Annotated in this window: 23 protein-coding genes; 12 read left to right on the top strand and 11 right to left on the bottom strand. The window is 70.5% G+C overall.

What is annotated here, in order from left to right:
* The first annotated feature begins 7 nt into the window (after window positions 1-7).
* Entirely contained in the window at window positions 8-1,012 is a 1,005-nt protein-coding gene (locus LOZ83_RS38015; RefSeq protein ID WP_236796760.1) for an aldo/keto reductase, read from the top strand.
* On the opposite strand, the gene purH is transcribed toward LOZ83_RS38015, so the two are convergent.
* The 7 genes from purH to LOZ83_RS37980 form a co-directional block, all read right to left on the bottom strand.
* On the bottom strand, window positions 1,002-2,588 hold the full coding sequence (gene purH / locus LOZ83_RS38010) for a bifunctional phosphoribosylaminoimidazolecarboxamide formyltransferase/IMP cyclohydrolase (protein ID WP_236796759.1): 1,587 nt from the start codon (window positions 2,586-2,588) through the stop codon (window positions 1,002-1,004). The two genes, LOZ83_RS38015 and purH, sit on opposite strands and share 11 nt — an antisense overlap.
* Window positions 2,552-3,169, bottom strand: a complete 618-nt coding sequence (gene purN / locus LOZ83_RS38005) for a phosphoribosylglycinamide formyltransferase (protein WP_236796840.1) — start codon at window positions 3,167-3,169, stop codon at window positions 2,552-2,554. The genes purH and purN overlap by 37 nt, the downstream gene beginning before the upstream one ends.
* 50 nt (window positions 3,170-3,219) lie before the next feature.
* Window positions 3,220-4,602 carry a DUF6350 family protein gene (locus LOZ83_RS38000; protein ID WP_236796758.1) on the bottom strand — a complete coding sequence of 461 codons (1,383 nt, stop codon included), beginning with the start codon at window positions 4,600-4,602 and terminating at the stop codon, window positions 3,220-3,222.
* Between the two features lie 153 nt (window positions 4,603-4,755).
* The gene (locus LOZ83_RS37995) at window positions 4,756-5,439 is read right to left on the bottom strand and encodes a DUF5336 domain-containing protein (RefSeq protein ID WP_236796757.1); all 684 of its coding nucleotides are present in this window, start codon (window positions 5,437-5,439) and stop codon (window positions 4,756-4,758) included.
* Window positions 5,440-5,641: 202 nt separating this feature from the next.
* A complete protein-coding gene (gene sucD / locus LOZ83_RS37990) occupies window positions 5,642-6,532 on the bottom strand; it encodes a succinate--CoA ligase subunit alpha (protein WP_236796756.1) in 891 nt (296 codons plus the stop codon).
* A gap of 3 nt (window positions 6,533-6,535) precedes the next feature.
* Window positions 6,536-7,705 carry an ADP-forming succinate--CoA ligase subunit beta gene (gene sucC, locus LOZ83_RS37985; protein WP_236796755.1) on the bottom strand — a complete coding sequence of 390 codons (1,170 nt, stop codon included), beginning with the start codon at window positions 7,703-7,705 and terminating at the stop codon, window positions 6,536-6,538.
* A 142-nt stretch (window positions 7,706-7,847) separates the two neighbouring features.
* Window positions 7,848-9,599 (bottom strand): hypothetical protein, encoded by a 1,752-nt coding sequence (locus tag LOZ83_RS37980; protein ID WP_236796754.1) that lies wholly within the window; start codon window positions 9,597-9,599, stop codon window positions 7,848-7,850.
* Between the two features lie 473 nt (window positions 9,600-10,072).
* Here LOZ83_RS37980 and LOZ83_RS37975 point away from each other — a divergent pair, with 473 nt between their 5' ends.
* Window positions 10,073-10,756, top strand: coding sequence for a M23 family metallopeptidase (locus tag LOZ83_RS37975; RefSeq protein WP_236796839.1), 684 nt, complete (start codon window positions 10,073-10,075; stop codon window positions 10,754-10,756).
* A 216-nt stretch (window positions 10,757-10,972) separates the two neighbouring features.
* On the opposite strand, the gene pcrA is transcribed toward LOZ83_RS37975, so the two are convergent.
* On the bottom strand, window positions 10,973-13,339 hold the full coding sequence (gene pcrA, locus LOZ83_RS37970; RefSeq protein ID WP_236796753.1) for a DNA helicase PcrA: 2,367 nt from the start codon (window positions 13,337-13,339) through the stop codon (window positions 10,973-10,975).
* 110 nt (window positions 13,340-13,449) lie between these two features.
* Here pcrA and LOZ83_RS37965 point away from each other — a divergent pair, with 110 nt between their 5' ends.
* From LOZ83_RS37965 to LOZ83_RS37935, 7 genes are all read left to right on the top strand, one after another.
* Window positions 13,450-13,833: a DUF1707 domain-containing protein gene (locus LOZ83_RS37965; protein ID WP_236796752.1), complete on the top strand. Its 384-nt coding sequence runs from the start codon at window positions 13,450-13,452 to the stop codon at window positions 13,831-13,833.
* Window positions 13,834-13,998: 165 nt separating this feature from the next.
* Window positions 13,999-14,304, top strand: a complete 306-nt coding sequence (locus LOZ83_RS37960; RefSeq protein WP_308190399.1) for a chorismate mutase — start codon at window positions 13,999-14,001, stop codon at window positions 14,302-14,304.
* A gap of 57 nt (window positions 14,305-14,361) precedes the next feature.
* Complete coding sequence (locus LOZ83_RS37955) at window positions 14,362-14,667, top strand: hypothetical protein (RefSeq protein ID WP_236796751.1); 306 nt, start codon at window positions 14,362-14,364, stop codon at window positions 14,665-14,667.
* A gap of 269 nt (window positions 14,668-14,936) precedes the next feature.
* Complete coding sequence (locus tag LOZ83_RS37950) at window positions 14,937-16,130, top strand: hypothetical protein (RefSeq protein ID WP_236796750.1); 1,194 nt, start codon at window positions 14,937-14,939, stop codon at window positions 16,128-16,130.
* A 172-nt stretch (window positions 16,131-16,302) separates the two neighbouring features.
* On the top strand, window positions 16,303-17,145 hold the full coding sequence (locus tag LOZ83_RS37945; protein WP_236796749.1) for a hypothetical protein: 843 nt from the start codon (window positions 16,303-16,305) through the stop codon (window positions 17,143-17,145).
* A 183-nt stretch (window positions 17,146-17,328) separates the two neighbouring features.
* Complete coding sequence (locus LOZ83_RS37940) at window positions 17,329-18,813, top strand: serine/threonine-protein kinase (protein WP_236796748.1); 1,485 nt, start codon at window positions 17,329-17,331, stop codon at window positions 18,811-18,813.
* A gap of 64 nt (window positions 18,814-18,877) precedes the next feature.
* Window positions 18,878-19,846: a serine/threonine-protein kinase gene (locus LOZ83_RS37935; RefSeq protein ID WP_236796747.1), complete on the top strand. Its 969-nt coding sequence runs from the start codon at window positions 18,878-18,880 to the stop codon at window positions 19,844-19,846.
* Between the two features lie 174 nt (window positions 19,847-20,020).
* Here the strand turns inward: LOZ83_RS37935 and LOZ83_RS37930 are convergent, their stop codons facing one another.
* Window positions 20,021-20,920, bottom strand: a complete 900-nt coding sequence (locus LOZ83_RS37930; RefSeq protein WP_236796746.1) for a LysR family transcriptional regulator — start codon at window positions 20,918-20,920, stop codon at window positions 20,021-20,023.
* 82 nt (window positions 20,921-21,002) lie between these two features.
* On the opposite strand from LOZ83_RS37930, the gene LOZ83_RS37925 reads away from it, so the two are divergent.
* Complete coding sequence (locus LOZ83_RS37925; protein ID WP_236796745.1) at window positions 21,003-21,962, top strand: DMT family transporter; 960 nt, start codon at window positions 21,003-21,005, stop codon at window positions 21,960-21,962.
* On the opposite strand, the gene LOZ83_RS37920 is transcribed toward LOZ83_RS37925, so the two are convergent.
* The gene (locus LOZ83_RS37920) at window positions 21,862-22,530 is read right to left on the bottom strand and encodes a response regulator transcription factor (RefSeq protein WP_236796744.1); all 669 of its coding nucleotides are present in this window, start codon (window positions 22,528-22,530) and stop codon (window positions 21,862-21,864) included. The two genes, LOZ83_RS37925 and LOZ83_RS37920, sit on opposite strands and share 101 nt — an antisense overlap.
* Window positions 22,527-23,837 carry an ATP-binding protein gene (locus LOZ83_RS37915; RefSeq protein WP_236796743.1) on the bottom strand — a complete coding sequence of 437 codons (1,311 nt, stop codon included), beginning with the start codon at window positions 23,835-23,837 and terminating at the stop codon, window positions 22,527-22,529. The genes LOZ83_RS37920 and LOZ83_RS37915 overlap by 4 nt, the downstream gene beginning before the upstream one ends.
* A gap of 115 nt (window positions 23,838-23,952) precedes the next feature.
* Between LOZ83_RS37915 and LOZ83_RS37910 the strand changes: the two genes are divergently transcribed.
* The gene (locus tag LOZ83_RS37910; protein ID WP_236796742.1) at window positions 23,953-25,191 is read left to right on the top strand and encodes a PspC domain-containing protein; all 1,239 of its coding nucleotides are present in this window, start codon (window positions 23,953-23,955) and stop codon (window positions 25,189-25,191) included.
* A 10-nt stretch (window positions 25,192-25,201) separates the two neighbouring features.
* Entirely contained in the window at window positions 25,202-25,411 is a 210-nt protein-coding gene (locus LOZ83_RS37905; RefSeq protein ID WP_236796837.1) for a hypothetical protein, read from the top strand.
* Window positions 25,412-25,441: the final 30 nt, after the last annotated feature.

The following is a 25,441-nucleotide window of genomic DNA, read 5'->3' as shown; positions in this document are numbered from 1 at the left end:
GAAACCCATGCAGTACCGCACTCTCGGCCGGACCGGCATCCAGGTCAGCCCCTACGCACTGGGCGCACTGATGTTCGCCACCTCCATGGGCAACGCGCCGGAGGACTCGGCCCGCATCATCCACAAGGCACTGGACGCCGGCATCAACCTGATCGACACCGCCGATCGTTACGAGGACTCCGAGGAGGTCGTCGGCAAGGCACTGGCAGGGCGCCGGGACGACGTCGTGCTCGCCACCAAGTTCGGCCGCCCAGCCGGGGACCGCAACCACCAGGGCGCCTCGCGGCGCTGGATCGTCACCGCCGTGGAGAACTCGCTCAGACGCCTGCGGACCGACTACATCGACCTGTACCAACTGCACTGGCCCGATCCCAGCACCGGCATCGAGGAAACCCTGTCCGCGCTGACGGACCTGATCCACAGCGGCAAGGTCCGCGCGATCGGCGCCTCGCACACCCCCGCCTCCGGCATCGTCGAGGCCCAGTGGGTCGCCGAGCGGCGCGGGCTCGCACGGTTCCACACCGAGCAGCCGGTCTACTCCATCCTCAACCGCGGCATCGAACGCGAACTCCTGCCCACCACCCAGCGCTTCGGCATGGGCACCGTGGTGTGGGGCCCACTCGGCCAGGGACTGCTCACCGGCCGCGTGCGCAAGAACCAGGACAACACCCTCAAGCGCGCCGGCCTGGTCCGGCATCTCGACGACGAGCGGCGACTCGACGTGGTCGAAGAGCTCATCCCGCTCGCCGCCGGGGCGGGCCTGCCCATGACCCATCTCGCGATGGCCTTCACCACCGCGCACCCCGGCGTCACCAGCGCACTGCTCGGCGCGCGCACCATGGACCACCTCGACGACCTGCTCGCCGGCGTGGACGTCACCCTCAGCGGCGACGTCCTCGACCGCATCGACGAGATCGTCCCGCCCGGCACCGACATCGGCACCCTCGACCAGACCTACCGAACCCCGGCCCTGGAGAACCCGGACCTGCGCCGCCGCGGCGTCAGTGCGTGAAGTGGCGCGTCCCGGTGAGGTACAGGGTCACGCCGGCCTCCTCGGCCGCCGCGATGACCTCGGCGTCCCGGATCGAGCCGCCGGGCTGCACGACCGCCCGCACCCCGGCTTCGAGCAGCACCTCGAGCCCGTCGGGGAACGGGAAGAACGCGTCCGAAGCGGCCACCGCGCCCTTCGCCCGCTCACCGGCGCGCTGCACCGCCAGCCTCGACGAGTCGACGCGGTTCACCTGCCCCATCCCGACGCCGACCGTCGCGCCGCCGTTGGCCAGCAGGATCGCGTTCGACTTCACCGCGCGCAGCGCCCGCCAGGCGAACTCGAGGTCGGCGAGCGTCTCCTCGTCCGCCGCCTCGCCGGTCGCCAGCGTCCAGTTCGCCGGGTCGTCGCCGGGCGCGTCGATCCGGTCGACCGTCTGCACGAGCATGCCGCCGGAGATCGGGCGGAACTCGATCGGGTCCGCGTTGCGCAATTCCGGCAGCCGCAGCAGACGGATGTTCTTCTTCTGGCGCAACACTTCCAGCGCGTCGTCGTCGAACGACGGGGCGAGCACGACCTCGGTGAACACCTCGGCGATCTGCTCCGCGGCCGCGAGCGTGACGGGCCGATTGCTGGCGATCACCCCGCCGTAGGCGGAAACCGGGTCGCACGCGTGCGCCTTCCGGTGTGCCTCGGCGACATCGACACCGACCGCGATTCCGCACGGGTTGGCGTGCTTGATGATCGCGACCGCGGGCCCGGCGAAGTCCGCCGCGGCCCGGCGCGCGGCGTCGGTGTCGACGTAGTTGTTGTAGGACATGGCCTTGCCGTGCAGCTGCTCGGCATGCGCCAGCCCGTCCCGCCAGTGCTTGTACACCGCGGCCTGCTGGTGCGGGTTCTCGCCGTAGCGCAGGATCTCGCCGCGCTCCCAGGTCGCGCCGGTGACATCCGGGAACCCGGAGTCGTCCGCGGGCGCGTAGGCGTTGGCGAACCACGCCGACACCGCCATGTCGTACGCCGCGGTGTGCGCGAAGGCTTGCGCGGCAAGGCGTTTGCGGTCCTCGAACTCGAACCCGCCCTCCCGGACGCGCTCCAGCACCCAGTCGTACCGCTTCGGATCCACGACGACCGCGACGCTGCCGTGGTTCTTCGCCGCGGCCCGGACCATCGCCGGGCCGCCGATGTCGATGTTCTCGACGCAGTCCTCGGGGCTCGCGCCGGACGCCACCGTCTCCCGGAACGGGTACAGGTTCACGACCAGCAGGTCGAACGGCGCGATGTCCAGCTCGCGCAGCTGCGCGACGTGCTCGGGCCGGTTCCGGTCGGCCAGCAGGCCGGCGTGCACACGCGGGTGCAGCGTCTTCACCCGGCCGTCGAAGGACTCCGGGAACCCGGTGACCTGTTCGACCGGGGTGACCGGCACCCCGGCGTCGGCCAGCGTCCTGGCCGTGCCGCCGGTGGACACGATCTCCACCCCCGCGGCGTGCAGGCCGGTGCCGAGCTCCAGCAGGCCCGCCTTGTCCGAAACACCGATCAGCGCCCGCTTGACCGCCCGCCGTCCACTCACCGGAAAATCACCTTTCGTCCGTCCACAGTGCATCCACCCCGGCCCAGCCGCTCGACCACCTCGACGAGCAGCCGCCGCTCGACCACCTTGATCCGCTCGTGCAGCAAGGCCTCGTCGTCATCGGTCTCGACCACGACGGCCTCCTGCGCGATGATCGGGCCGGTGTCCATCCCCGCGTCCACGAAGTGCACCGTGGACCCACTCACCTTGACCCCCATGGCCAGCGCATCGGCCACCGCGTGCATGCCCGGGAACGAGGGCAGCAGCGCGGGATGCGTGTTGATCACCCGGTTCTCGAAGCGGGCGAGGAAGTTCGGGCCCAGGAGCTTCATGAAGCCCGCGGACACGACGAGATCGGGCCGGTAGGCGGCGACCGCCTCGGCGAGTGCCTTGTCCCACGCGGCGCGATCGGGATGGTCGGCGAGGCGCACGGTGAAATGCGGCACGCCCGCCAGCTCCGCCTTCGTCAGCGCCTCGGCGCCGGCCCGGTCCGTACCGGCGGCGACCACCACGGCGGGATATCCCGGCCGCTGGGTGGCGTCGATGAGCGCGTGCATGAGCGTGCCCGAACCCGAGGCGAGCACGACCACCCGCACCGGCGTGGGCAGGTCCAACCGACTGGACTCCAACGCCTCTCCTTCACCCGCGAGCAAGTACGTCCAGGTTAGCCGGGCTGTTCGGGGTTCTCCCCGGTGGGCAGCGGCTCGTCCGCTTCGCTGTCCTCGTCCTGTTCGGGTTCTTCGGATTCTTCCGGCTCGCCGGGTTCTTCGGGCTCTTCCGGGTCTTCCGGCTCTTCCGGTTCCTCGGCCTCGTCGACCGGCTCTTCGTCCTCGGGTTCGGGCTCCTCGACGACGGCCGGTGCGGGAGCGCGGCGTGGCCCGGCGAACCAAGCCACGAGCCCGCCGGGGACGACGATCCAGCCGAACGCGGCCACCGAAAGCAGCCCGACCGGAATCGCGACCGGGTCGAAGGCACCGCTGCCGAGCCTGCCGCCGGCGAGCGTGCCGAGCAGGACGCAGCCGAACCCGACCAGCGCACCGGCGATCCCCACCGTGCGAAGCCTGGCCCGCGGGTCCTCGTCGCTGTCGCGCAGCGACCAGCCGACGAGCACGCCGACGGCGGCGGGCAGCAGCATCAGCACGGGCCACCAGTGCGCGGCGTGTTCGGGCAGCCCGGCGAGCAACGGCAGGCCTGGCACGTTGCCGCCGCGATAGCTGAACGGCGTCAGCGACACCGAGCCGAGCGAGAACCCCGGTCCCGCGACGAACGACAGGGTGCCGACGACGGCGTTGGGCAGGTAACCGATGGACAGCAGCAGCATGCCGACACCACTGCCGAAACCGGGTGCGTTGGTGCCGAACAGCGTCCCGGCGGTGCCGACGGAGACGGCGAGGCCGACCGTGAACACGAGCGCCCCGACAGCGAACAGCCCGGCCATGCCGAGCGCCCCGGCCCGCAACCCGCGCAGTGCGACGGGGTCCAGGTACTCGCGGGCGGCCGCGATGATGCCGCACCGGTTGGCGAGCCCCGCGGTCGCGCACAGACCGGCGACGAACCCGGGCACCAGGAACGCGGGGAGTGGCTCGGCGCCGACCCGCGCCGAGTCGAGGCTGAGCGCGATGGCGATCCCGGCGAGCGCGTGCGCGGCGGCGATGGGCGCGACCACGTTCACCGCCTGCCCGGGTTCGCGGTAGTGCAGCCGGGCCGCGGCGTGCGAGGCCGACCCGGCGACCAGCGCGCCGACGACGGCGGTACCGAGCAGCGGCAGCACACCCAGGCTGCTGCCGGTGATCGTGATCGGTACCTGGTAAGCCGCGAGCAGGCCCGGCCCGGCGGCGCGCAGCACACCGGGGACGGAGAAGTGTGAGATCGAGGCGAGAGCGGTGACCAGCGCGAACAGCGCGGCGACGAGTGCGTAGCCGGCGATCAACGGCCCGAACGCGGCCGCGAGGACGATCTTCGTCCGCGCCGTCGCGCCCAACTCACCCGTTTCGCGCAGCTCGTTCACCTCGTTCTCTCCTACGGAACGTGGGGTGAGCAGCTGCATACCTCGCACCCTCGCATTCGCGCTGCTCTGACCGGGTGAGGCACGCCGCCATCGTCGCGTGGGCCCGCGCACAGCTCACCCGGAGGAGGTATGTGTCCAGACAGCGGCGAAGGGCACCGCCACCGAGGGTGGTGCCCTTCGCCTTCGATCGTGTCAGCCCAGCTGGCCGGACCCGCCCGGCGGGGTGCCCGGCTGCTGGGGGCCGGCCTCGTGCTGCGGCTGGTAGAACTGGCCGTGCTGCGGGGCGTAGACCGTCGACTGCGGCGCCACGTACTGGGTGCCCTGCGGCCCCTGCTTCTCCGGGCCCTGCTGCGGCTGGCCGTACGGGCCGGGCTGGCCGTAGGGCGGGTACGCCGGGCGCGGGGTGGGCAGCTTCAGCACGTTGTACTCGAACAGCAGCGCCGCGACCGCGACGAGCAGCTGCAGGATGCCCAGGATCAGGATGACCGTCATGATGCCGGGCGTGTCGGAGTTCGAGGGCACGCGCACGACCGACAGGATCGCGTAGAGCCCGCCGAGCACGCTGAACAGCACCGCGAACGGCCGGACCCGCGGCCCGCGTGGCAGCAGCGACAGGCCCGCGAGCAGGCCGCCGACCAGCAGGAACAGCAGCGCCTGGTCGGAGCCCGACGCTTCCTCGGAGAAGCCGATGAAGTAGTTGACGATGCCGAGTACCGCGATGACCAGGGTGAGCACCGTCGGCAGGTTGAGGGACGACAGGTTCGGTCCGCCGTGCTGCGGCGGGCGCGGGATGGCGCCGGACGCCGGCGCCTGGGGGTTGGGTTGTGCGCCGCCACCCTGCTGGGGGTAGCCGGGCCCACCGGTGGGGAAGGTCATCCGTGTTCTCCTGTCGTGTTGCCCGAAAAGGTCGGTAGCCGCGCGCCGGAAGCCTGGCCACCCCTTCGGCTATCCGACGTACGACAACTGCAAACGGTTGCGCTGAGTTTCCTGTGAAGCGCGGGCGTTTTGCCCGCCTTACGTAGTGCAACGGCCGGGCACCCTGTCGGGTGCCCGGCCGTTTTTCGCACACAACCGTGGGTCAGTGCAACTTCTCGTACAGCTCCCGGGCCAGTGCGGCGGTTTCGGACGGCGTCTTGCCGACCTTGACCCCAGCGGCTTCGAGGGCTTCTTTTTTGGCTTGGGCGGTGCCGGCGGAGCCGGAGACGATGGCGCCGGCGTGGCCCATGGTTTTGCCTTCGGGTGCGGTGAATCCGGCGACGTAGCCGACGACGGGTTTGGTGACGTTGGCTTGGATGTAGGCGGCGGCGCGTTCTTCGGCGTCGCCGCCGATTTCGCCGATCATGACGATGACCTCGGTGTCGGGGTCGGCCTGGAAGGCTTGCAGGGCGTCGATGTGGGTGGTGCCGATGATCGGGTCACCCCCGATCCCGACCGCGGTCGAGAACCCGATATCCCGCAACTCATACATCATCTGATACGTGAGAGTCCCCGACTTCGACACGAGCCCGATTTTGCCCGGCCCGGTGATGTTCGCCGGGATGATGCCGGCGTTGGACTTGCCGGGGGAGATCACGCCGGGGCAGTTCGGGCCGATGATCCGCGTCTTGTTCCCGGTGGCGACGGCGTGCGCCCAGAAGTAGGCGGAGTCGTGCACCGGGATGCCTTCGGTGATCACCACCGCGAGCGGGATTTCCGCGTCGATGGCCTCGATCACCGCGTCTTTCGCGAACTTCGGCGGCACAAAAATCACACTGACGTCGGCGCCGGTGTCCTTGATGGCCTCCTCCACCGTGCCGAACACGGTGAGGTCCTTCCCCCCGATAGTGACCTTCTGCCCGGCCTTGCGGGCGTTCACCCCACCCACAATGGTCGAACCGGCGGCGAGCATCTTGGTCGCGTGTTTGGTGCCCTCGGACCCGGTAATGCCCTGCACAATGATCTTGGAGTCTGCATTCAGGAAGATCGACATGGTTCAGGCTCCTGCCGCCGCGAGCTCGGCGGCCTTGTCCGCCGCGTTATCCATCGTGTCCACCTGCGTCACCAACGGGTGATTCGCCTCATCCAAGATCCGGCGGCCTTCCTCGACATTGTTGCCGTCGAGGCGGACGACGAGGGGTTTGGAGGCCTCATCACCCAGGATCTTCAGCGCTTCGACGATGCCGTTGGCGACCGCGTCACACGCGGTGATCCCCCCGAACACGTTCACGAACACCGACTTGACCGCCGGGTCGTTCAAAATCACGTCCAGGCCGGCGGCCATCACCTCGGCGGAGGCACCACCGCCGATGTCGAGGAAGTTCGCGGGCTTCACCCCGCCGTGGTTCTCCCCGGCATACGCCACGACATCCAGGGTGGACATGACCAGGCCGGCGCCGTTACCGATGATGCCGACCTCACCATCGAGCTTGACGTAGTTGAGATTCTTCGACTTCGCCTTCGCCTCCAGCGGATCCTCCGCGTCCTTGTCCACGAGTTCCTCATGCTGAGGGTGGCGGAAGGAGGCGTTCTCATCCAGGGTGACCTTGCCATCCAAGGCCACAATGTGGTCCTGCGGGTCACGCACCAGGGGGTTGACCTCCACCAAGGTGGCGTCTTCGGCGACGAAGGTCTCCCACAACTTCACCACCGCATCCGCGGCCTGCTCCAGGATCACCTCCGGGAACTTCCCCGCAGTCAAGATCTCCAGGGCCTTGGCCTTGTCGACCCCGGCGATCGCGTCCACCGGAATCCGGGCCAACGCATCCGGGCGCTCGACGGCGAGCTGCTCGATCTCCATCCCACCCTCAGCCGACGCCATCGCCAGGAACGTGCGGTTCGTGCGGTCCAGCAAGAAGGAGAAGTAGTACTCCTCCGCGATATCCGAGGCCTCCGTCACCAACACCCGATGCGTGACATGACCCTTGATATCCAAACCCAGGATGGCTTCCGCCTTCTCCCTGGCCTCGACCGGATCCTTCGCCAGCTTCACACCACCAGCCTTACCCCGACCACCAACCTTCACCTGGGCCTTGACGACAACCTGCCCACCGATCTGCTCGGCGGCGGCCAACGCCTCTTCCGGGGAACTCGCAACAGCGCCGGGCAACACCGGCACACCATGAGCGGCGAAAAGATCCTTCGCCTGGTATTCGTAGAGGTCCACTACTCCAGTCTCCTGACGACACACGCCGCTGTGACCCGCGCGGGGAGAGCCCAGAGGCGTGCATGATGCAAACCATGCTGCCGGACGTGACGACCCTAGCGACCTGCGGAGAAGCGCGGGGCGCCGCATCCGGTGAACTCGGTCACCGTATGGATCCAGAGGGTGTTTTCGCCGTGTGAATCGGCCCACGCGGCGCCAGGACGGTCGCGATCGCGAGGGCCACGACACAGCCGAGCGCCAGCCACCACCCGGCACCGGCGTGCGCCCCGGCGATCTGGTTTCCGGTCAGCGGCAGCGCGAGCACCCGCAGCGCGGCCAGGCACGTGGCGCCCGCGAGGAGCGCTGTCGCGCGGGCGGGCCGGCTTCTCGGCGCGAGGAAGCAGGCGCCGAGCACGACGACGAGTGCCAGCAGCAGCCCCCACGACGGCGTGCCGAAGTTCGACCACAGCGCGGGCTCGACGTAGTCCGGCGCGAGGATCGACGGCGTGCCGAACCCGCCGATGGCGAGGATGCCACCGGCGACCAGGGGCGTGATCATCCCCGGCCCCGGCAGGTCACCGACGTCTTCACTGTCGTCGCGCTCGACCATGCCCGCGATCACCGAGAAACACGCCGTCGCGACCGCCCCGGCGACCGCGACCGCCGTCCACAGCACGCCCGGCCCCGGCGAGAGCCCGGCGCCCAGTTCCGTGGCCGTGATCGCGAGGGTGAGCACGGCGGTCGCGGCGAGCGGCACGCCCGCCCAGACCACCGACAGCACGGGACGCACCGTCGGTGCGAGGCCGGGAACGAACATCGCCACGCCCAGGACGCCGACGAGCAGCCCGGCGACCAGCAGCAGCCACCGCGACGGACTGTCCGGCCCGGGCAGTCCCCCGGCCACGATGACCTGGCTGGTGAACGTGCCCAGGATCGCCGCGACCATGGTCACCAGGGCGAGCGCACCCGTGGTCATCCGCAGCCCAGGCGAACCGGGCAGGCTCACCTCACCGGCTTCGTCGTCCGGCACCTCGGCACGCTTGCCTTCACTCGGCAGGAAAGCGACGACGACGAACCCCAGCGCCCCCACCAGCACCACGATCGGTCCGGCGGACAGGCCGATCCCGGTCACGGCGAGGCCCGACACCAGTTCGGGCAACGCGACCGTCGCCGCGGCGATGCCGAGCCCCAGCAGCCCGCCCATGCCCAGCCCGGCACGGGAACTGATCGCGAGCCCGGCGGCGACCGGCAGCGCGAACGCCAGCAGCAGGCATCCGGTCAGCACCAGCGCCGGCCGTTCGAAGGCACTGCCCACCGGCAGGAACGCGTCGTCACCCGAGAACGGCGCCATCATCACGCCGATGGCGGCGACCCCGGCGGCGACCAGCCCGATCGGCAGCAGCCCCCGCCCGGCCGAACCCGGCTCGGGCCTCGGCCCGATGCCGCGCACGGCGACGACCCCGGCGGCGACCGTCACCACGTGCCCAGCCAGCAACAGCCACAGACCTGCACCCGGCCCGGGCAGCGCGAACTCGACGGGCCGGTACAACTCGGGCCGCGAAGCCGCCGACGGATCGGCCAGGAACTCCAGGTCGAGCAGGGCCCGCCCCGGGGCCAGCGCGGCGACCCCGGCCAGCACCCCCACCGCGGCGGCCTGCCGGCCACGCAGCGCGAACGCACCCGCCAGCGCGATGGGAGCCACCGCGAGCACGATCAGCAGGGGCGCGCTCGGATACCCCCGGACCGCACCGGTGACCACGGGTATCACGGCCCCCAGCACGAGGAGCAAGGCCGCGAGAGCACCGAGGGCGAGGGCGGCGAGCAGCGTCGTGGCCGACGGCTCGTCGAGGTCTTCCGGCGAGCGCGGACCGGTTCGGGTGAGCCGGTCGGCGACAGTCCAGCGAGTCCGGGTCATTGTCACGGAACGCTAGCAAGGTCCGGCTCGGTTCAGTGACCGAGTCAGATCGGCCGGTCGTCGATCTATTTCCGACATGAACGTAATCCACATCACACCAATGGTGTAATCCTGGTTCGACGTTCGGTCATCGTCGCTGCTAGCGGGCTCGCGCCGCTCACACGTTCAGCCCAGACAACGGTGGCGTCTTGCCCAAATGGACCTCCCTTCGTTACTGTCCCCCGGTCCCCATTACGGTCAGGTCACGAAGCGGACATCGAGCCAACCACCCCCGAGGTTGGCTCACGGGTCCCCCGCCCGGATCCGCGATCTGACTCCCGCGAGTGACGGAAGGTCCTGACTTGGCTCGATACCGCTCCCCCGGCGGCGAAGGCCCTTCCCCGGATTTCGAGGACGCGCTTGACGGTGCGGCCGTCCGTGTCCGGGGTGGACACCGACTCCAGGCGCCGTCTTCGGCGCTGCGTGGCCGTGTGGTGGTCGCCGCCGTCGCGGCCGGCGCTTTCGCCGCCGCAGCGGCCGGGCAGACCCTGCAGTCCTTTGGCCACAGCGACTCCGACGGCGTGACCCCACTGGCCAACGCCACGGACGCCAGCGCGTCGTTCGCCCTCGGCGGCGACGCCCCCGCCGGCGCTCCCGAGTTGGTGCCGGCCGTGCACTACACCGACGCGTCCGCCGAGGTGCAGAAGCTCAACGCCAGCCTGCAGGTAACTCAGGACCGCGAAGCGCGCGCCGCCGCGGCCGCGAAGGCCGCCGCCGACGAGGCCGCCCGCCCGAAGACCTGCCTGCCCGCGCGCGGGACGTTCACCTCCGGCTTCGGCGCCCGGTGGGGCGTGACCCACTTCGGCATCGACATCGCGAACTCGATCGGCACGCCGATCTACGCGGCCTCCGACGGCACCGTGATCGACGCCGGCCCGGCCAGCGGATTCGGCTTGTGGGTGCGGATCCAGCTCGCCGACGGGACCATCCAGGTCTACGGGCACATGAACACCTTCTCGGTGCACGAAGGCCAGAAGGTCAAGTGCGGGCAGAAGATCGCCGAGATCGGCGACCGCGGCCAGGCGACCGGGCCGCACCTGCACTTCGAGGTCTGGCTCAACGGCACGAAGAAGATCGACCCGCGCCCGTGGCTGGCCGCGCGGGGCGTGTCTCTCTAGCCGATCTCGCCAGCCGGCCATCGCACGCGCCAGACCGGCGAACCAGCGTCGTACCCGGGACTTTTCGACGTTCCACATGACAGGACCCCTCCACTCTGCTCGAACTCGTGTTCGAGATCAGGTATAGCGGAGGGGTCCGACAATTTCGGGGGCGCGGCCGCGACTCGACCCGAACGATCGCCCCGGTCGGGTGAAACCAGCCGTTTCGCGCGGTCGCTACAGCTTCACCATCGGCACGCTGCCGATCAGCATCAGCTTCACCTTGCCGGTGGCGCCAAAGTCGATCGTCGCGGTGGCCCGCGGGCCTTCGCCCTGCGCTTCGACCACCGTGCCCAGGCCGTACTTGTCGTGGCTGACCCGGTCCCCCACGTCGAGCTTCATCGCCGCCGTGTTCTGCCAGCCCTTGGCCGGCGCGGGCCGCGGCGAACGCGACTCGCCGAACGAGCGCCGGCCCCAGGTGGTCGCCGCGCGCGGGGAGCCCGACGACGCGACCGGCTCCTCGCGGCGCCAGTCGATCAGGTCCGCCGGGATCTCGTCGAAGAACCGTGAGGCCGGGTTCGTCATCGGCTGGCCCCACGCCGAACGGACGAGCGCCCGCGACAGGTACAGCCGCTCCCTCGCCCTGGTGATCGCCACATACGCCAGGCGCCGCTCCTCGGCCAGTTCCGCCGGCTCGCCGAGCGCCCGCATGTGCGGGAACACGCCGTCCTCCCAGCCGGTACAGAACACCACCGGATACTCCAGGCCCTTCGCCGTGTGCACGGTCATCAGCGTGACCACGCCGGCGTCCTCTTCCTCGTCCTCGCCCTCCGGGGACGGGATCGAGTCGGCGTCGGCCACCAGGGACACCCGCTCCAGGAACGCCGGCAGCGACCCGGGTTCGGGCGCGCCCGCGTCGACGTCGTCGGACGGCGGCAGCTCGGCCGCCGCCTCGGTGAACTCCCGCGCTACGGTCACGAGCTCCGTCAGGTTCTCGACACGCGACGCGTCCTGCGGGTCGTCGGACTCCTCCAACTCGGCGCGGTAGCCGGTGCGATCCAGCACCGCCTCGAGGATGTCCGCCACCTCGACGCCGTCGTCGGCCAGTTCCCGCAGGCCGTCCAGCAGCTCCATGAAACCGGTGATCGCCCTGGCAGAGCGCGGGTTCAGCAGCGTCACCTTGCCGTCGACGGCCTCGCGCAGGGCCGCGTAGAACGAGATCCGCTCGCGCTCGGCATGCGTCGCGATGACCGCCTCGGCCCGGTCCCCGATACCGCGCTTGGGCACGTTCAGGATCCGGCGCAGGCTCACCGTGTCCTCGGCGTTGGCGATGACCCGCAGGTACGCGAGCATGTCCCGGACTTCGCGCCGCTCGTAGAAGCGGACGCCGCCGACCACCCGGTACGGCAGGCCGAGCCGGATGAAGATCTCCTCGAACACCCGCGACTGGTTGTTCGTGCGGTAGAACACCGCGACGTCCGAGTACTTGGCCTCGCCCTTGTCCGACAACGCGTCGATCTCGCCGGCCACGAAGGCCGCCTCGTCGTGCTCGTTGTCCGCGACGTACCCGCCGATCCGCTCGCCGTCGCCGGAATCGGTCCACAGCCGCTTGTCGCGCCGGTTCGGGTTGCGCGAGATGACCGCGTTCGCGGCGGACAGGATCGTCTGCGTGGAGCGGTAGTTCTGCTCCAGCATGATGGTGCGGGCGTTCGGGAAGTCCCGCTCGAACTCCTCGATGTTGCGGATCGTCGCGCCGCGGAACGCGTAGATCGACTGGTCCGCGTCACCCACCACGCACAGCTCCGCCGGCTCCACATCGGATTCGGTGACCGTAGTTCCTACCAGCTCGCGGACCAGCGTGTACTGCGCGTGGTTGGTGTCCTGGTACTCGTCGACCAGCACGTGCCGGAAGCGGCGCCGGTAGTGCTCGGCCACGTCCGGGAAGGTCTGCAGCAGCTCGACCGTGCGCATGATCAGATCGTCGAAGTCCATCGCGTTGGCCAGCGACAACCGCCGCTGGTACTCGACGTACACCTCGGCGACCCGGCGCTCCAGGTCGTTGGTGGCCTTCTCTTTCGCGGTCTCGGCGTCGATCAGCTCGTTCTTCAGGTTCGAGATGTGCACCGCGAGCGTGCGCGCCGGGTAGCGCTTGGGGTCGATGTCGAGATCCCGCGCCACCAGCGTGATGAGGCGGCGGGTGTCGTCGGAGTCGTAGATCGAGAAGTTCGACGACATGCCAAGGGTTTTGGCCTCACGGCGCAGCAGCCGCACACACATCGAGTGGAACGTCGAGACCCACATCGCGTTGGCGCGCCGGCCCACCAGTTCGCTGACCCGGTCCCGCATCTCGGCCGCGGCCTTGTTGGTGAACGTGATCGCCATGATCTGCCCCGGCTGGGCGCCGCGTTCGGCGAGCAGCCAGGCGATCCGCCTGGTCAGCACCCGTGTCTTGCCGGAGCCGGCGCCCGCGACGACGAGCAGCGGCACACCGGCGTGGGTCACCGCTTCGCGCTGGGCCGGGTTGAGGTCCGCGAGCAGGTCGGCATGGCGACCGGTGGGGGCGGACGCCTTGTTGTCGGCAGGGAGATCAAAGAGGGTGCTCATCGGGAATCCACGCTACTCGGGGGGTCTGACGGACTACCGCACCGGACGTAGCCGGGAATGTCGCCCCGGGACCGATGCCGGGCGGCGGTTCCGCGCGGAGCATCGGGACTATGACCACACCGAGCCGGATCCGCGCTTCGGACGCCGAACGCGAGCGGATCGCCACCCGTATCCAGAAAGCCAGTTCCGAAGGCCGTCTCACCCTCGCTGAAACAGAACAGCGCCTGGGTGAGGTTTATGCCGCCACCTACGTCGACGAGCTGGCCGGCTTCGTCGCCGACCTGCCCGCCGAACCCGTGGCGCGGCGGCCGGGTTTCCCGCCACCGCTGCGGGTGCACGCCGCCGCCGTGGTGTTCTTCTCGGCACTGCTGATCGTCGCCTGGGCGACGTCGGGCGTGCCGTTCTTCTGGCCCGTCGCACCGATTTTCTGGCTCACCATGAGCCTGGTGGTGCACGCGGGCCTGCGGCGCAGGCGGGCGGTTGTGCAATACTGACCCCATGCGGCACGACATGTACCGATTTTTTTACGGGACCCGGACTCCGGCTCCCGTGATCGCGTAGTGTCCGACCGCAATCACCGCCAAGCCCCGGAGTCCACGGACCCGGGGCTTTCGTCGGCTCTGGGATCGAGTGGGGGTCCGAACCGACCGGAGGTCCCAGTGAACACACAGAACGCAGAAACCGAAGAAGGCCGCGTCTCCTCCGCGGAGCCGATCGCCTCGGCCGAGGAGATCACCGAGCTGCGCAAGGAAATCGACTGGCTGGACGCGGAAATCCTCCGCCTGGTCAAACGCCGGGTGGAGGTGTCCCAGACGATCGGCCGCGCGCGGATGGCGGCCGGCGGCACCCGGATCGTCTACAACCGCGAGATGGACGTGCTCGCCCGCTACCGCGACCTCGGTCCCGACGGCAGGCAGCTCGCGATGGCGCTGCTCAACCTGGGGCGCGGGCGGCTCGGGCGTTAACGAATTTCAGGGTGTTTCCCCGACCCAGGGCACGCGGCGGACGGGCACACTGGAGACATGATTAATTTCATCGCGGTCGTGGTCGCGATAGCCAGTGTGCTCGCCGCGCTCGGCCATGTCGGGTATCTCGCGTTGCTCAACAACGCGGCGAACAAGCGCGCCGGGGGTGCCCCGGTCGCGCAGTATGTCCGTAGCAGGTGGGCGATCGCCGGCGGCACCACCGCGGCCTCGTTGCTGGCCTGGTTGTTCACCGCCGGGGGAACCGGAATGGACATCCTCGCCATCATCGTCGCCGCGGGTAGCGGAGCGGTGGCGCTCAAGGCGCTGCAGTCAACCCAGGCGAAGTACCGCAGCGGAGGCTGAGTACCGCGATCCAGCGCGGTTACACACTGCAAGTCGCAGTCTCAATCGCGGCTTGTCCCCTACAGGGTGAACTTGGCAACCCGCCCTCCCGTTGCCAGCGAAGCCTTTTACCCTTGAGGGATGGACCTTCGCACGCTTGACCGTGCTCGCTCGGCATCTCGCCGTGCGCGTGCAGACGAGCGTGCATCTTCACACGTGCATGTTGCTCCGTTCGGCTTAACCGCCCTCCTCATGGCGTCACCCGGCTCCGGAGGAGGCGTCCACCGAGCATGACAGGCGGAGCCGAGACGACCCAGCAGCTTCCTCCGACGACAGGCCGGCACCGGCGTGGTGCGGGCACCTGGACCCCCAGCGTGCCGCCCCGCGCGGCCGGCGGGCGCCACACCTCCTTCGCACCAGGACCGGTGGACCCACCCAGCCACGGTTCGCTTCCGCTCATCTCCCAGATCTTCGAAGAGGGTGCCCCGGCGCGGCCGGTCATCCCGGCCGCGCGCGGCGACTTCCTGGACTTTCCCGCAGCGCACGGCGAGTTGCCGTTGCCGCCGCCGGAGCCCGCGCCGCGCGCGAAACCCCGCCGCACCAAGGTCACACTCACCCCGCCCGCCACCCCGGAGGAGAACGACGACGTCCGGGTGTACACCGCGCCGCCGGAGACGGGCCTGAGCTCGTTCGACCTCGGCAGCGTGCCCGCGTCGGTCACCCCGCCCCGCAGCTGGCGCAAGGCCGCCTGGTTCGCCACCGCCTCCTCCGGCGGGGTCGTCGTCGCACTGCTGTTCGCCGGGTCCGCGCTGGTCGGCAAGCCCACGCCGGACCAGGCCGGCGACGCGTGGATCCCCGGGCTGGGCGGTGGACTGCCCACCATCGAGGGCGAACGCATCGTGCCCGGCCCGGCCGGCGGCTCCAGCGACTCGATCACCAAGGACCGGCGCACCACCAGTTCTGCCGGATCCAGCACGCCGGCCGATCCCACCCGCCGGACCAGCGCGGACGCCTACCGTTCGCCCACCGGCGACACCCCCGCGGACAGCATCGCGGGCAGCACGACCTTCCCGACCACGGACGACGACGCGAGCAGCAGCTGGTCGGCGCCCACGACGACGCCCGTTCCGCGGAAGCCGCCGCCCACCCCGGCGTCGTACTCCGCGGACCCGTGGCGGTTCCAGGCCTCGCAGGGCGATCCGCAGACGCTGGCCCAGGATTCGCAGGCCTACCTGGACTCGGTCACCCAGAACCCGCAGACCGCGTACGCGATGACCACCGGTGAGCTGCAGCAGGAGGGCACCCAGGGCATCGAGCAGAAGTACGCCGACGTGGCCTACTTCGAGGTCGAGCACGTCCAGGTGCACCAGTACGACGGCAAGACGGTCTGCACCGTCAACATGGTCCGCAAGAACGGCGCCCAGTCCACCGAGCAGCGGACCCTCACCTTCCAGCAGGGCAAGATCGCCAGCGACGGCTCCTGACGACCTGCCGCTTTTGACCACAAACTCACGGCTACGCTGCTCCAGCCGAGTGACGCGGGCTGCCGTTCGTCGTGCCGTGGCGGCCCCCCACCGATCGAGGGTGGCCGGTAACGCCGGACCACGGTTCGCTGATTAACGAGCATACGAACGTGGATCACCCGGAACAGAGGTCATGAGAGTCGAGCACGATCGGCGGCGCTCCCGGCAGGCGCCGGACGCCCTTACCGTCGAGGATCTCCTGTCGGCACAGGAGATCGACTTGACGCTGGTCGAAGACGCTTACCCGACCGAAGCCGCGAGCGAGCGCAGGTTCCTGCCGCCACCCCGGACACGGGTGAAGCATGTCGCCGCGCCCGCCCGCGAGCCGGAGAGCAAGGTGTCCAAGGTGGCGAGGCTCGCCGGCCTGACCACCGCCGCGTCGCTGCTGGTCGGCGCCGTGGTGGCGTCCTCGATGCTGACCCGGCAGCGGCCCGCGGAGACCCGCGACCCGAACCCCGCCGCCCCGCAGGTCACCGGCGCGGCCGCGCTCGGCGGCTTCCTGCCCGACTCCGTCGGGCTCCCCCCGAAGAACAGCCACCCGCGGGCATCGGCGCCCAGCGCCGTGACGACCTCCCAGGTGCCGGTCGCGCAGACGCAGCCCATCGCCGGCGAAACCGCCTCGGCACCCGAGACCACCAGCACAGCCACCACGACGGAGATCACCGACGCCCAGAAAGTGGCCGTGGTCAAGCAGTTCTACCAGCGCATGGTGTCGTCGCACCCGGAGGACGCGCTGGCCATGCTCACCCCCGACCTGGCCGGCGACGAACCCGGCGACCTGGTCCGCGCGTGGAGCTCGATGAGCGACGTCGACGTGGACGACGTCCAGGTGCAGCCGGACGGCACGGTGCGCGCGGTGGTCACGATGCTCCAGCACGACGGCGTCCGGCTCCGGGTCACCCAGGTACTCAGCCTGACGGAGGACAAAGGCACGGCCATCTCACGGGCCGTCCTGTTGTCCGCCGAGCAGTTGTAGCCCCCGCCATACCAGGCAACCTCGAAGCGCCCCAAAGCGTGCCGAGTGTATGTGCGCAGAGTGAGCGCCCTAGCCTGTGACGAGCTGGACTCGGTAGAACTGGCCCTACGGGCCGCGATATGTGCATACGCTCCGGGCGTGCGGCATTGTGTCGCGCCCTGCTAGAGCCTCGAAGGAGGTCGCGTGAGCGACGAGGGTCGCCTGGTCGCCGGCCGGTACCGAGTGGTGCGGCGAATCGGCACCGGTGCCATGGGCGCGGTCTGGCAGGCGCACGACGAGGTACTCGCGCGCACCGTCGCGATCAAGGAGCTGCTGCTCCAGCCCGGTCTCGACGCGCACGAGGCCGAGGACGCCAAGCTGCGCACCATGCGAGAGGGCCGGATCGCGGCCCGGCTGCACCATCCCAACGCGATCACGGTGTTCGACGTCGTCACCGACGACAACGGCCAGCCGTGCCTGGTGATGGAGTACCTGCAGTCGTCGAGCCTCGCCGAGATGCTGCGCGAGCGCAAGACGCTGCCGCCCCAGGACGTGGCGCGGATCGGCGCGCAGATCGCGGCCGCGCTCAAGGAGGCGCACGCGGTCGGCATCGTGCACCGCGACATCAAGCCCGGCAACATCCTGCTCGGCGACAACGGCCTGGTGAAGATCACCGACTTCGGCATCTCCCGCGCCAAGGACGACGTCACGGTCACCAAGACCGGCATGATCGCCGGCACCCCCGCCTACCTCGCGCCCGAAGTGGCGATCGGTGGCGACCCCGGCCCCGAGGCGGACGTCTTCTCGCTCGGCTCCACGCTGTACGCGGCGTGTGAAGGCCAGCCGCCGTTCGGGCTCAGCGAGAACACGCTGAGCCTGCTGCACGCGGTGGCCGCCGGCCAGATCAACCCGCCCCGGCAGTCCGGGCCGCTGGCCAGCGTGCTCGCGGTACTGCTGCATCCCGAGGTCGACCACCGGCCGACCGCCGAGGAGGCGGAGGAGCTGCTGTCCGCGGTCGCCCGCGGCGAGACCCCGCTGGGCGGGTCTTCCGACGCGACGCAGCTCGCCTCCCCCGCCGGGGCGCTGGGCGCCGCCGCGCTGGGTGCGGGCGCGACCCGCGCGTTCAGCGGCAACCTCGGCAACAACCGGGCGAACGACTTTTACGACGACTACGACGACGACTACGACAATTACGACGGCACCACGGCCGCGTACCCGACCGACGACTACGACGGCCGCACCCGTGCCGTCCCCGCCGGGTACTCGGAGTACGGCGACGGGGACACCCCGGTCACCGACGCGGACGCCGACGAGCGGCCCGGCAAGTGGAAGGTGCCCGCCATCATCGGTGGCGTCGTCGTGGTCGGGCTGGTCGCGCTCGGGATCTGGCTGTTCGGCGGCTCGAACCCGGGCGGCAGCAACATCACGGACAACCAGCAGCCGATCGTGCCGCCGCCCGCGACGAGCAGTTCCCCGGTCGTGACAACGGACAGCCCGACGCTGACCGGCACTCCGTCCAGCTCGACGCGGGTGACCCGGAGCTCCAGCGCGTCGCGGCGGACCAGCTCGGAGGAGCAGCAGAGCTCGGAGGAACCGACGAGCAGCTCCAGGCGGTCCTCGTCGAGTTCGGCGCCGCCCAGTTCGACGTCCTCCAGCACGCCGACGAGTTCGTCGTCCACGGCTCCGTGAGTTCTCAGGCTGGATAAGTAGGCTAGGCGGTAAGTGTTGACCGTCGTCGCGACGAGAGGTTGCTTTGGGTACTGAGGGCGCAGTGGTCGGCGGCCGGTACCGGTTGGACCAGCCGATCGGCCGTGGCCGGGCCGGGATCGTGTGGCTGGGATACGACACGCTGCTGCATCGCACGGTCGCCGGGAAGCGGATGTACGTGCAGCCCGGGCTCGACCCCGCGCGGACCGAGCACCTGATCAACGCCGCGCTCCAGGAGGGCCGCGCCGCGACCCGCGTCCTGCACAACAGCGCGATCACCGTCTACGACGCCGTGCGTGACGGGTCCGACGCGTGGCTGTTCATGGAGTACGTGCCCTGCCGCAACATGACGGACTTCCTCACCGAGCACGGCACGCTGACCCCCGACCAGGCCGCGTTCCTCGGCGTCCAGCTGGCGTCCGCGCTGTCGGCCGCGCACCGCGCCGGGATCCTGCACCGCGGGCTCGAGCCGGGCAACGTGCTGCTCGCCGACGACGGGGGCGTAAAGGTCACCGACATCGGCATCACCGGCCCTGGGCCGAACCCGGCGTTCCGCGCGCCGGAGATCCTGCACGGCGCGCCGCCGGACCACGCGGCCGACGCGTTCGCCGTCGGTGCCACGCTCTACCAGGCCGTCGAGGGTGTGCCACCGTACGGCGAGAACGGCACGGAGCCGTTGCGCCAGCCGCAACGCGCGGGTCAGCTGACCGGCGCGCTGCTGAAACTGCTGCGCGAGGACCCGATGGCGCGCCCGACGCTGACGGACAGCATCACCTCGTTCCAGGCGATCACGCAGGGCCGGCAGACGGCGTTCATCCCGCCGACCGCCCCGGTGCTGCCCACGGTGCCCGTCGCCTGGCCGCCGTTGCAGGCTCCGCACCAGATGCCGCAGGCGGTCGCGACGAAGCCGCCGCTGCTGAGCCCCACCCAGATCCGCGCGCTGATCCTGACCGTGCTCGCAATCCTGTGCGCGGCCGCGATCGGCATCGGGATCACCCAGATCCTGTTCCTCTAGGCGGCCCGAACCGCATTCCGCCGTCGGCGAAAGCCGTTTCCCGGCCTCGGTTGGAGCCATCGACGGTCGCGCACCGTTGGCCGACGAACCCGGGCCGGAACCGGCTCCGCAGCGGCCTACGGCCAAGGCTGTCGACGAGATCCCGACCCAGTGGTTCCGTCGGTGGCTCAAGGCTTAGGCGGCAACGGGCACCGCGGCGCGCAAGGTCTCGAGCAGCTGTCGCACGGCCGGCTGGTTGGCCGAGCGCGTCGCGACCGCGGCGTGGATCGAACGGATCGGTTCTGGGCGGCGGATCCGCTTGATCACCACGCCGGGATGCGGTGAGCCGAGGCCGAGCACCGGGACCAGGCTGATGCCCAGTCCGGCGGCCACGAATCCTTGCGCCGTCTGGTAATCCTCGCAGTCCAGCACGAAGTTCGGCGCGAACCCGGCGGACGCGCACGCCGCCACGAGCACGTCCCGGCACGGTCCCGGGGTGCCTTCGTTGCCGACCCACGGCTCGTCCCGCAGATCGGCCAGGTCGAGGATTCGCTTACGCGCCAACGGATGCGTGCGTGGCAGCGCCGCCCGGTACGGGTCGTCGAGCAGGTGCACCAGCTCCACCGTCTTGATCCGCCACTCGCCGCGCCACACGACGATCGACACGTCGACCTCGCCGGCTTCGACCTCCGGGATCGAGTCGAGCGGCTCGCGCAGCTTCAGGTCCAGCTGGATGCCGGGGTACTCGCGCCGGATCGCGGCGATCGCGGGCGGCACGAGCGCGGCACCCGCGGTCGCGAAGTACCGGACCGCGAGCCGCCCGCTGCGGCCCGCCTTGAGATCCGCGAGCTCGGCCTCGGCCTTCGCCAGCTGGCCGCTGAGCACCTCCGCGTGTTCGGACAGCAGCGCCCCGGCCGCCGTCGGCCGCACGCCACGGCCGACGCGCTCCATCAGCGCCACCCCCGCCTCGCGTTCCAGCGTCGCGAGCTGCTGGCTGATCGCGGACGGCGTGTACCCCAGGTTGCGCGCGGCCGCGGTGATCGAACCGCTGGTGATCACCGCGCGCAGCACCTGCATTCGCCGGACGTCGAGCATCCGCCGAGCTTACAGTTCTGCTGAAGGCTGCCTGTAGTTTATTTCGCTTGTCCTTACGGATCATCGGCGCCAACCTGACCGGGTGGGCGAGACGAAAACGCTGCTGCGCCTGGGCGCGCTGGCGCTGATGTGGGGTTCGAGCTTCCTGTGGATCAAGCTGGCGCTGGGCTCGTTCAGCCCGGTGCAGCTGGTCCTGATCCGCCTCGTGCTGGGCGCCGCCGTGCTGGTGGCGATCTGCTACGCCCAGCGCGACCGGCTGCCGGCCGACCGCCGGGTGTGGCGGCATCTCGTGGTCGCCGCCGTGTTCCACAACGCGCTGCCGTTCCTGCTGTTCGCCATCGGCGAGGAGACCGTCAGCTCCGGTATCACCGGGGTGCTCAACGCGACGACTCCATTGTGGACACTCGTGGCGGCCGTCCTGTTCGGCATCGACCGGAAGCTCGGCCTGCCCAGGCTCGCCGGGCTCGCCGTCGGGCTGGCCGGCATCGTGCTGATCTTCGCGCCGTGGCAGGCGAGCGGGTTGCTCAGCTGGGGCGCGCTCGCCTGCGTCGCCGCGGCCATGAGCTACGGCTTCATCTTCACCTACGAGAGCAAGTACCTGTCCAGTCCGGGCTCCTCCCCGGTCGCGCTCGCCGGCGCACAGATGCTCGCGGCCAGCGGGTTCGTGCTGCTCGCGCTACCGGCCGGTGGCACCGAGCCGGTGCACCTGAGCGTCGCGGGTGTGGTCGCCGTGGTGCTGCTCGGGGTGTTCTCGACGGGCATCGCCTTCGCGCTGAATTACCGGCTACTCGCCACCGAAAGCGCGGTCGCGGTGTCCACGGTCGGCTACCTGATCCCGGTCGTCTCGGTCATCCTCGGCGCCGTCGTGCTGCACGAGGAGCTGAACCCGCGGGTGCTGGCGGGCATGGTCGTCGTCCTCGCCGGGGTCGCGCTGACCAGGCTCAGACGAGCCGGCGGTCCGAAGCCCAGCGGGACAGCTCGTAGCGGTTCGACAGCTGCGTCTTCCGCAGCACGCTCGACACGTGTGTCTCCACCGTCTTGACCGAGATGAACAGCTCCGACGCGATCTCCTTGTACGCATAGCCGCGCGCGAGCAGCCGCAGCACGTCGCGTTCGCGCGGGGTGAGCAGGTCCAGCTCCGGGTCGCTGATCGGCGCCGACCCCGGCCGGTCGGCGAAAGCGTCGAGCACGAACCCGGCCAGTCGCGGCGAGAACACCGCGTCCCCGTCGGCGACCCGGGTGATCGCGCGGACCAGTTCCTTCGAGGAGATGGTCTTCGTGACGTAGCCCCGCGCGCCCGCGCGGATCACCGCGATCACATCCTCCGCGGCGTCGGACACCGACAGCGCGAGGAACACGACGTCCGGCAACTCGGGCCGCACCCGGCGCAGCACCTCGGCGCCCCCGCCGTCGGGCATGTGCACGTCCAGCAGCACGACCTGCGGCTTCGTGCGCACGATCCCGGCGACGGCCTCGGCGACCGAGCCCGCCTCGCCGACCACGCGCACCTCGTCGGTGATCGAGTCCAGCTCCGTGCGCACCCCGGCGCGGAACAACGCGTGGTCGTCCACGAGGAACACGGTCACCGGTGTCACCGCTGCCTCAGTCATGCCGCACTCCCCGTCTTGACAGGCATCTCCAGCTGCACTTCCGTCCCGTCCCCGGGTGCGGTGCGCAGCCGTACCGTACCGCCGTTGCGTTCCACCCTGCCGCGGATCGAGTCGGCGAGGCCGTGCCGGTCGCCCGACACCTCCTCCGGGTCGAAGCCCTTGCCGCGGTCGCGCACGAACACGGTCACCGACGCGGGCTCGACCTCGGTGTACACGCTGACCTCTTCGACATCCGCGTGCTTGGCCGCGTTGACCACCGCCTCGCGCGCGGCCTGGACCAGCGCTATCAGCGGCTCGTCCAGTTCGGCGTCCCCCACCACGACCTGCGAAACGGAGATCGCGAACGAGTCCTCCACCTCGCCGCACACCGTCGCGATCGCGGTGGACAGCTTGCCGCCGCCGCTGCCCGCGATCTCCTCCTTCTGCGCACCGTAGCCCGCCGGCCCGTACAACCAGCCGCGCAGCTCCCGCTCCTGCCCGCGTGCCAGCCGCGCGACCTCCTTCGGCGTGTCGGCCTGCTTCTGGATGAGCGCCAGCGTCTGCAGCACCGAGTCGTGCAGGTGCGCGGCGATCTCCGCGCGCTCATCGGTGCGGATGCGGGCCCGACGCTCCTCACCCAGGTCACGCACCATGCGCAGCCAGAACGGGACGGTCAGCACCGCGACCCCGACCAGCGTGGCGACGACCGCGATGAGCGCGAACTGCACCTGGTCGAAGCTGCCGCTGCGCAGCACCACCACGCCGATGCCGACCATGACCAGCGCGACCCCGGCGAGTACCCGGACCGCCGCGGACCAGCCGCCGCCGCCGAGCACCACACCCGCGACCCCGGTGCGGGCGCCGGTTCGCCAGCGGCGGCGCTGCGACTCGTCCGCCTCGCGCCACACCACCGCGGCACCGACGAGCGCCAGTGCCAGTGGTGCGGCCACCCAGCCGCTGATCGTGCCGGTGACCGTGCTCCCGCCGACCGCGAGCCCGATGCCGAGCACGAGCAGGCCGATCGCCTGCTGGCGTTCCTTCGGCGAGCTGGGCTGTGACGCGACCTCCCCCGACCGCTGCGGCACGAACACCCACAACAGCCCGTACGCCAGCAACCCCGCCCCGCCGAACGCGGCAAGCACGGCGAACGTCGCGCGCACCCACAAAACCTTGACACCGAGATGCTCGGCGAGACCGGCGGAAACGCCCGCGACGGCACGCCCGGCGCGGTGCCGGTACAGCTTCGGTGGCCCCTCCGACTGCTCGAGCGCCGCCGCGGGCACTCGGGCCACGGCCGTTTCGCGGACCTTTTCCTGCACGTCGTCCATGGTTCTTCCATGCTCACACGCCCGCAAGCCCGATTCATCAGGGAAAGACCCTGATCGTGAATCTCAGGGACCTTCCCCGATGTGCCCACACCGCCGGTGACCGATATTCGATGGCATGAGTGGCGCAGCAGAACGGACCAAGACGCATCTTGGCGGGTTCGAAGAGACGCTGAAGGACTTCTGGGCCAGCCGCCCGCGCCGGCCGTCGCACGGCAAGAAGGTCGCGGGGGTCGCCGCCGGCATCGGCCGGCGGTACGGCATCGACCCGGTGATCGTGCGGGTCGCCTTTGTCGTGACAACGATCTTCGGCGGCATCGGCTTGCCGCTGTACGTGCTGGGCTGGCTGTTCTTCGCCAGCGAAACCGACGAGGTCTCGCCGATCGAGGCGCTGGTCGGCCGCGGCCGCAGCTCGATGTCGAAGGCGTTCACGATCATCCTGATCATCGCGTTCTTCCCGCTGACCGGGCTGTCGTTCGACCGCGGCTGGGGCTGGTTCGACGGGGGTGGCCTGATCGGCCTGGCGTTCCTGGTGACCGCGCTCTACCTGCTGCACCGAAGCCGTGGCCAGGAGAACCGGCCGGTCGGACCCGCGGAGGAGACCATGACGTACCCGATGTCCACCCCCAGTACCGCCGCCGCGGGCCCCGACCCGCTCGGCGCGCCACCGCTGGCCTGGGACCTGCCTGATCCGGAGCCCGCGCCGTCGCCGTACGCGCCGCCGCCGGCACCGCCGAGACGCCGGCAGCGGCCACGGTCGAAGGTCGGGGTCGCGACGTTCGGGATCGCGTTGCTGGTGGCCGGCGCCGGAGCGGGTGCCGCGGCCGTGGGCATCGACTGGTTCTCGGTGCCGCACATCATCGGGCTGGTGCTCGGCGTCCTCGGCGTCGGACTGGTGGCGGGCGCGTTCGTCCGCGGCGGGCGGGGCCTGATCTGGCTGGCGGTGCCGCTGTCGATCGTCGGCATCGGGCTCACGTCGGTGCCGGTCGGCGACTACCCGGGCGGGTTCGGCGACATCAACGCCGCACCCACGACGGCCGCCGAGGTGCAGCCGGTGTACTCGCACACCGCGGGCAACCTCCAGCTGGACCTGACGAGGCTGGACTCGTCGACGCCGGTGACCACCTCGGTGCACAGCGGGGCGGGGCAGACCACCATCACCGTGCCGCCCACCGCGGATGTGCACTACAGCTGCGAGATCCAGGCCGGCAACGCGGACTGCCTGGGCTCGACGAGCGACGGTGTGGGCAGGCCGGTCATCACGGGGCAGGACAACGGCTCGGACGGCCCGGGTGGGCTGCAGCTGAATCTGACGGTTACGCAGGGAGCGGGAAACATCGAGGTGCGCCGTGGCTGAGTACGACGAAATGACGGAACAGCGGCCTCGCCGCCGCGGGCTGGACATCTTCGGCCTGCTGATCGGGATCGCGACGCTGTGCGCGTCGGCCTACGTGCTGACCGACGGCCGGACGTGGCTGCCTTCGTTCGACCTGCGGTGGCTGCTGGCGGGCGGCGCGATCCTGTTCGGGGCGCTGATGCTGGGCGCCTCACTCCGCGGCAACCGCCGCGACGACTGACCGCGAGTCCGACACCCACGACGCCGAGTC

Source organism: Amycolatopsis sp. GM8 (assembly GCF_021653975.1).
GTDB lineage: Bacteria > Actinomycetota > Actinomycetes > Mycobacteriales > Pseudonocardiaceae > Amycolatopsis_E.
Note: the sequence above shows the minus strand (reverse complement) of the source record. Positions and strands in the feature narration are given on the sequence as shown.

Bases quoted from the DNA above. Each gene is read 5' to 3' on its own strand.
- sucD (WP_236796756.1), bottom strand. From the start codon at position 6,532: ATGTCGATCTTCCTGAATGCAGACTCCAAGATCATTGTGCAGGGCATT.
- LOZ83_RS37965 (WP_236796752.1), top strand. From the start codon at position 13,450: ATGACCACACCGAGCCGGATCCGCGCTTCGGACGCCGAACGCGAGCGG.
- LOZ83_RS37920 (WP_236796744.1), bottom strand. From the start codon at position 22,530: ATGACTGAGGCAGCGGTGACACCGGTGACCGTGTTCCTCGTGGACGAC.
- LOZ83_RS37910 (WP_236796742.1), top strand. From the start codon at position 23,953: ATGAGTGGCGCAGCAGAACGGACCAAGACGCATCTTGGCGGGTTCGAA.
- LOZ83_RS37955 (WP_236796751.1), top strand. From the start codon at position 14,362: ATGATTAATTTCATCGCGGTCGTGGTCGCGATAGCCAGTGTGCTCGCC.
- LOZ83_RS37905 (WP_236796837.1), top strand. From the start codon at position 25,202: ATGACGGAACAGCGGCCTCGCCGCCGCGGGCTGGACATCTTCGGCCTG.
- LOZ83_RS37995 (WP_236796757.1), bottom strand. From the start codon at position 5,439: ATGACCTTCCCCACCGGTGGGCCCGGCTACCCCCAGCAGGGTGGCGGC.
- pcrA (WP_236796753.1), bottom strand. From the start codon at position 13,339: ATGAGCACCCTCTTTGATCTCCCTGCCGACAACAAGGCGTCCGCCCCC.
- LOZ83_RS37915 (WP_236796743.1), bottom strand. From the start codon at position 23,837: ATGGACGACGTGCAGGAAAAGGTCCGCGAAACGGCCGTGGCCCGAGTG.
- LOZ83_RS38015 (WP_236796760.1), top strand. From the start codon at position 8: ATGCAGTACCGCACTCTCGGCCGGACCGGCATCCAGGTCAGCCCCTAC.
- purH (WP_236796759.1), bottom strand. From the start codon at position 2,588: ATGCACTGTGGACGGACGAAAGGTGATTTTCCGGTGAGTGGACGGCGG.
- LOZ83_RS37950 (WP_236796750.1), top strand. From the start codon at position 14,937: ATGACAGGCGGAGCCGAGACGACCCAGCAGCTTCCTCCGACGACAGGC.
- LOZ83_RS37930 (WP_236796746.1), bottom strand. From the start codon at position 20,920: ATGCTCGACGTCCGGCGAATGCAGGTGCTGCGCGCGGTGATCACCAGC.
- LOZ83_RS38000 (WP_236796758.1), bottom strand. From the start codon at position 4,602: ATGCAGCTGCTCACCCCACGTTCCGTAGGAGAGAACGAGGTGAACGAG.
- LOZ83_RS37980 (WP_236796754.1), bottom strand. From the start codon at position 9,599: ATGACCCGGACTCGCTGGACTGTCGCCGACCGGCTCACCCGAACCGGT.
- LOZ83_RS37945 (WP_236796749.1), top strand. From the start codon at position 16,303: ATGAGAGTCGAGCACGATCGGCGGCGCTCCCGGCAGGCGCCGGACGCC.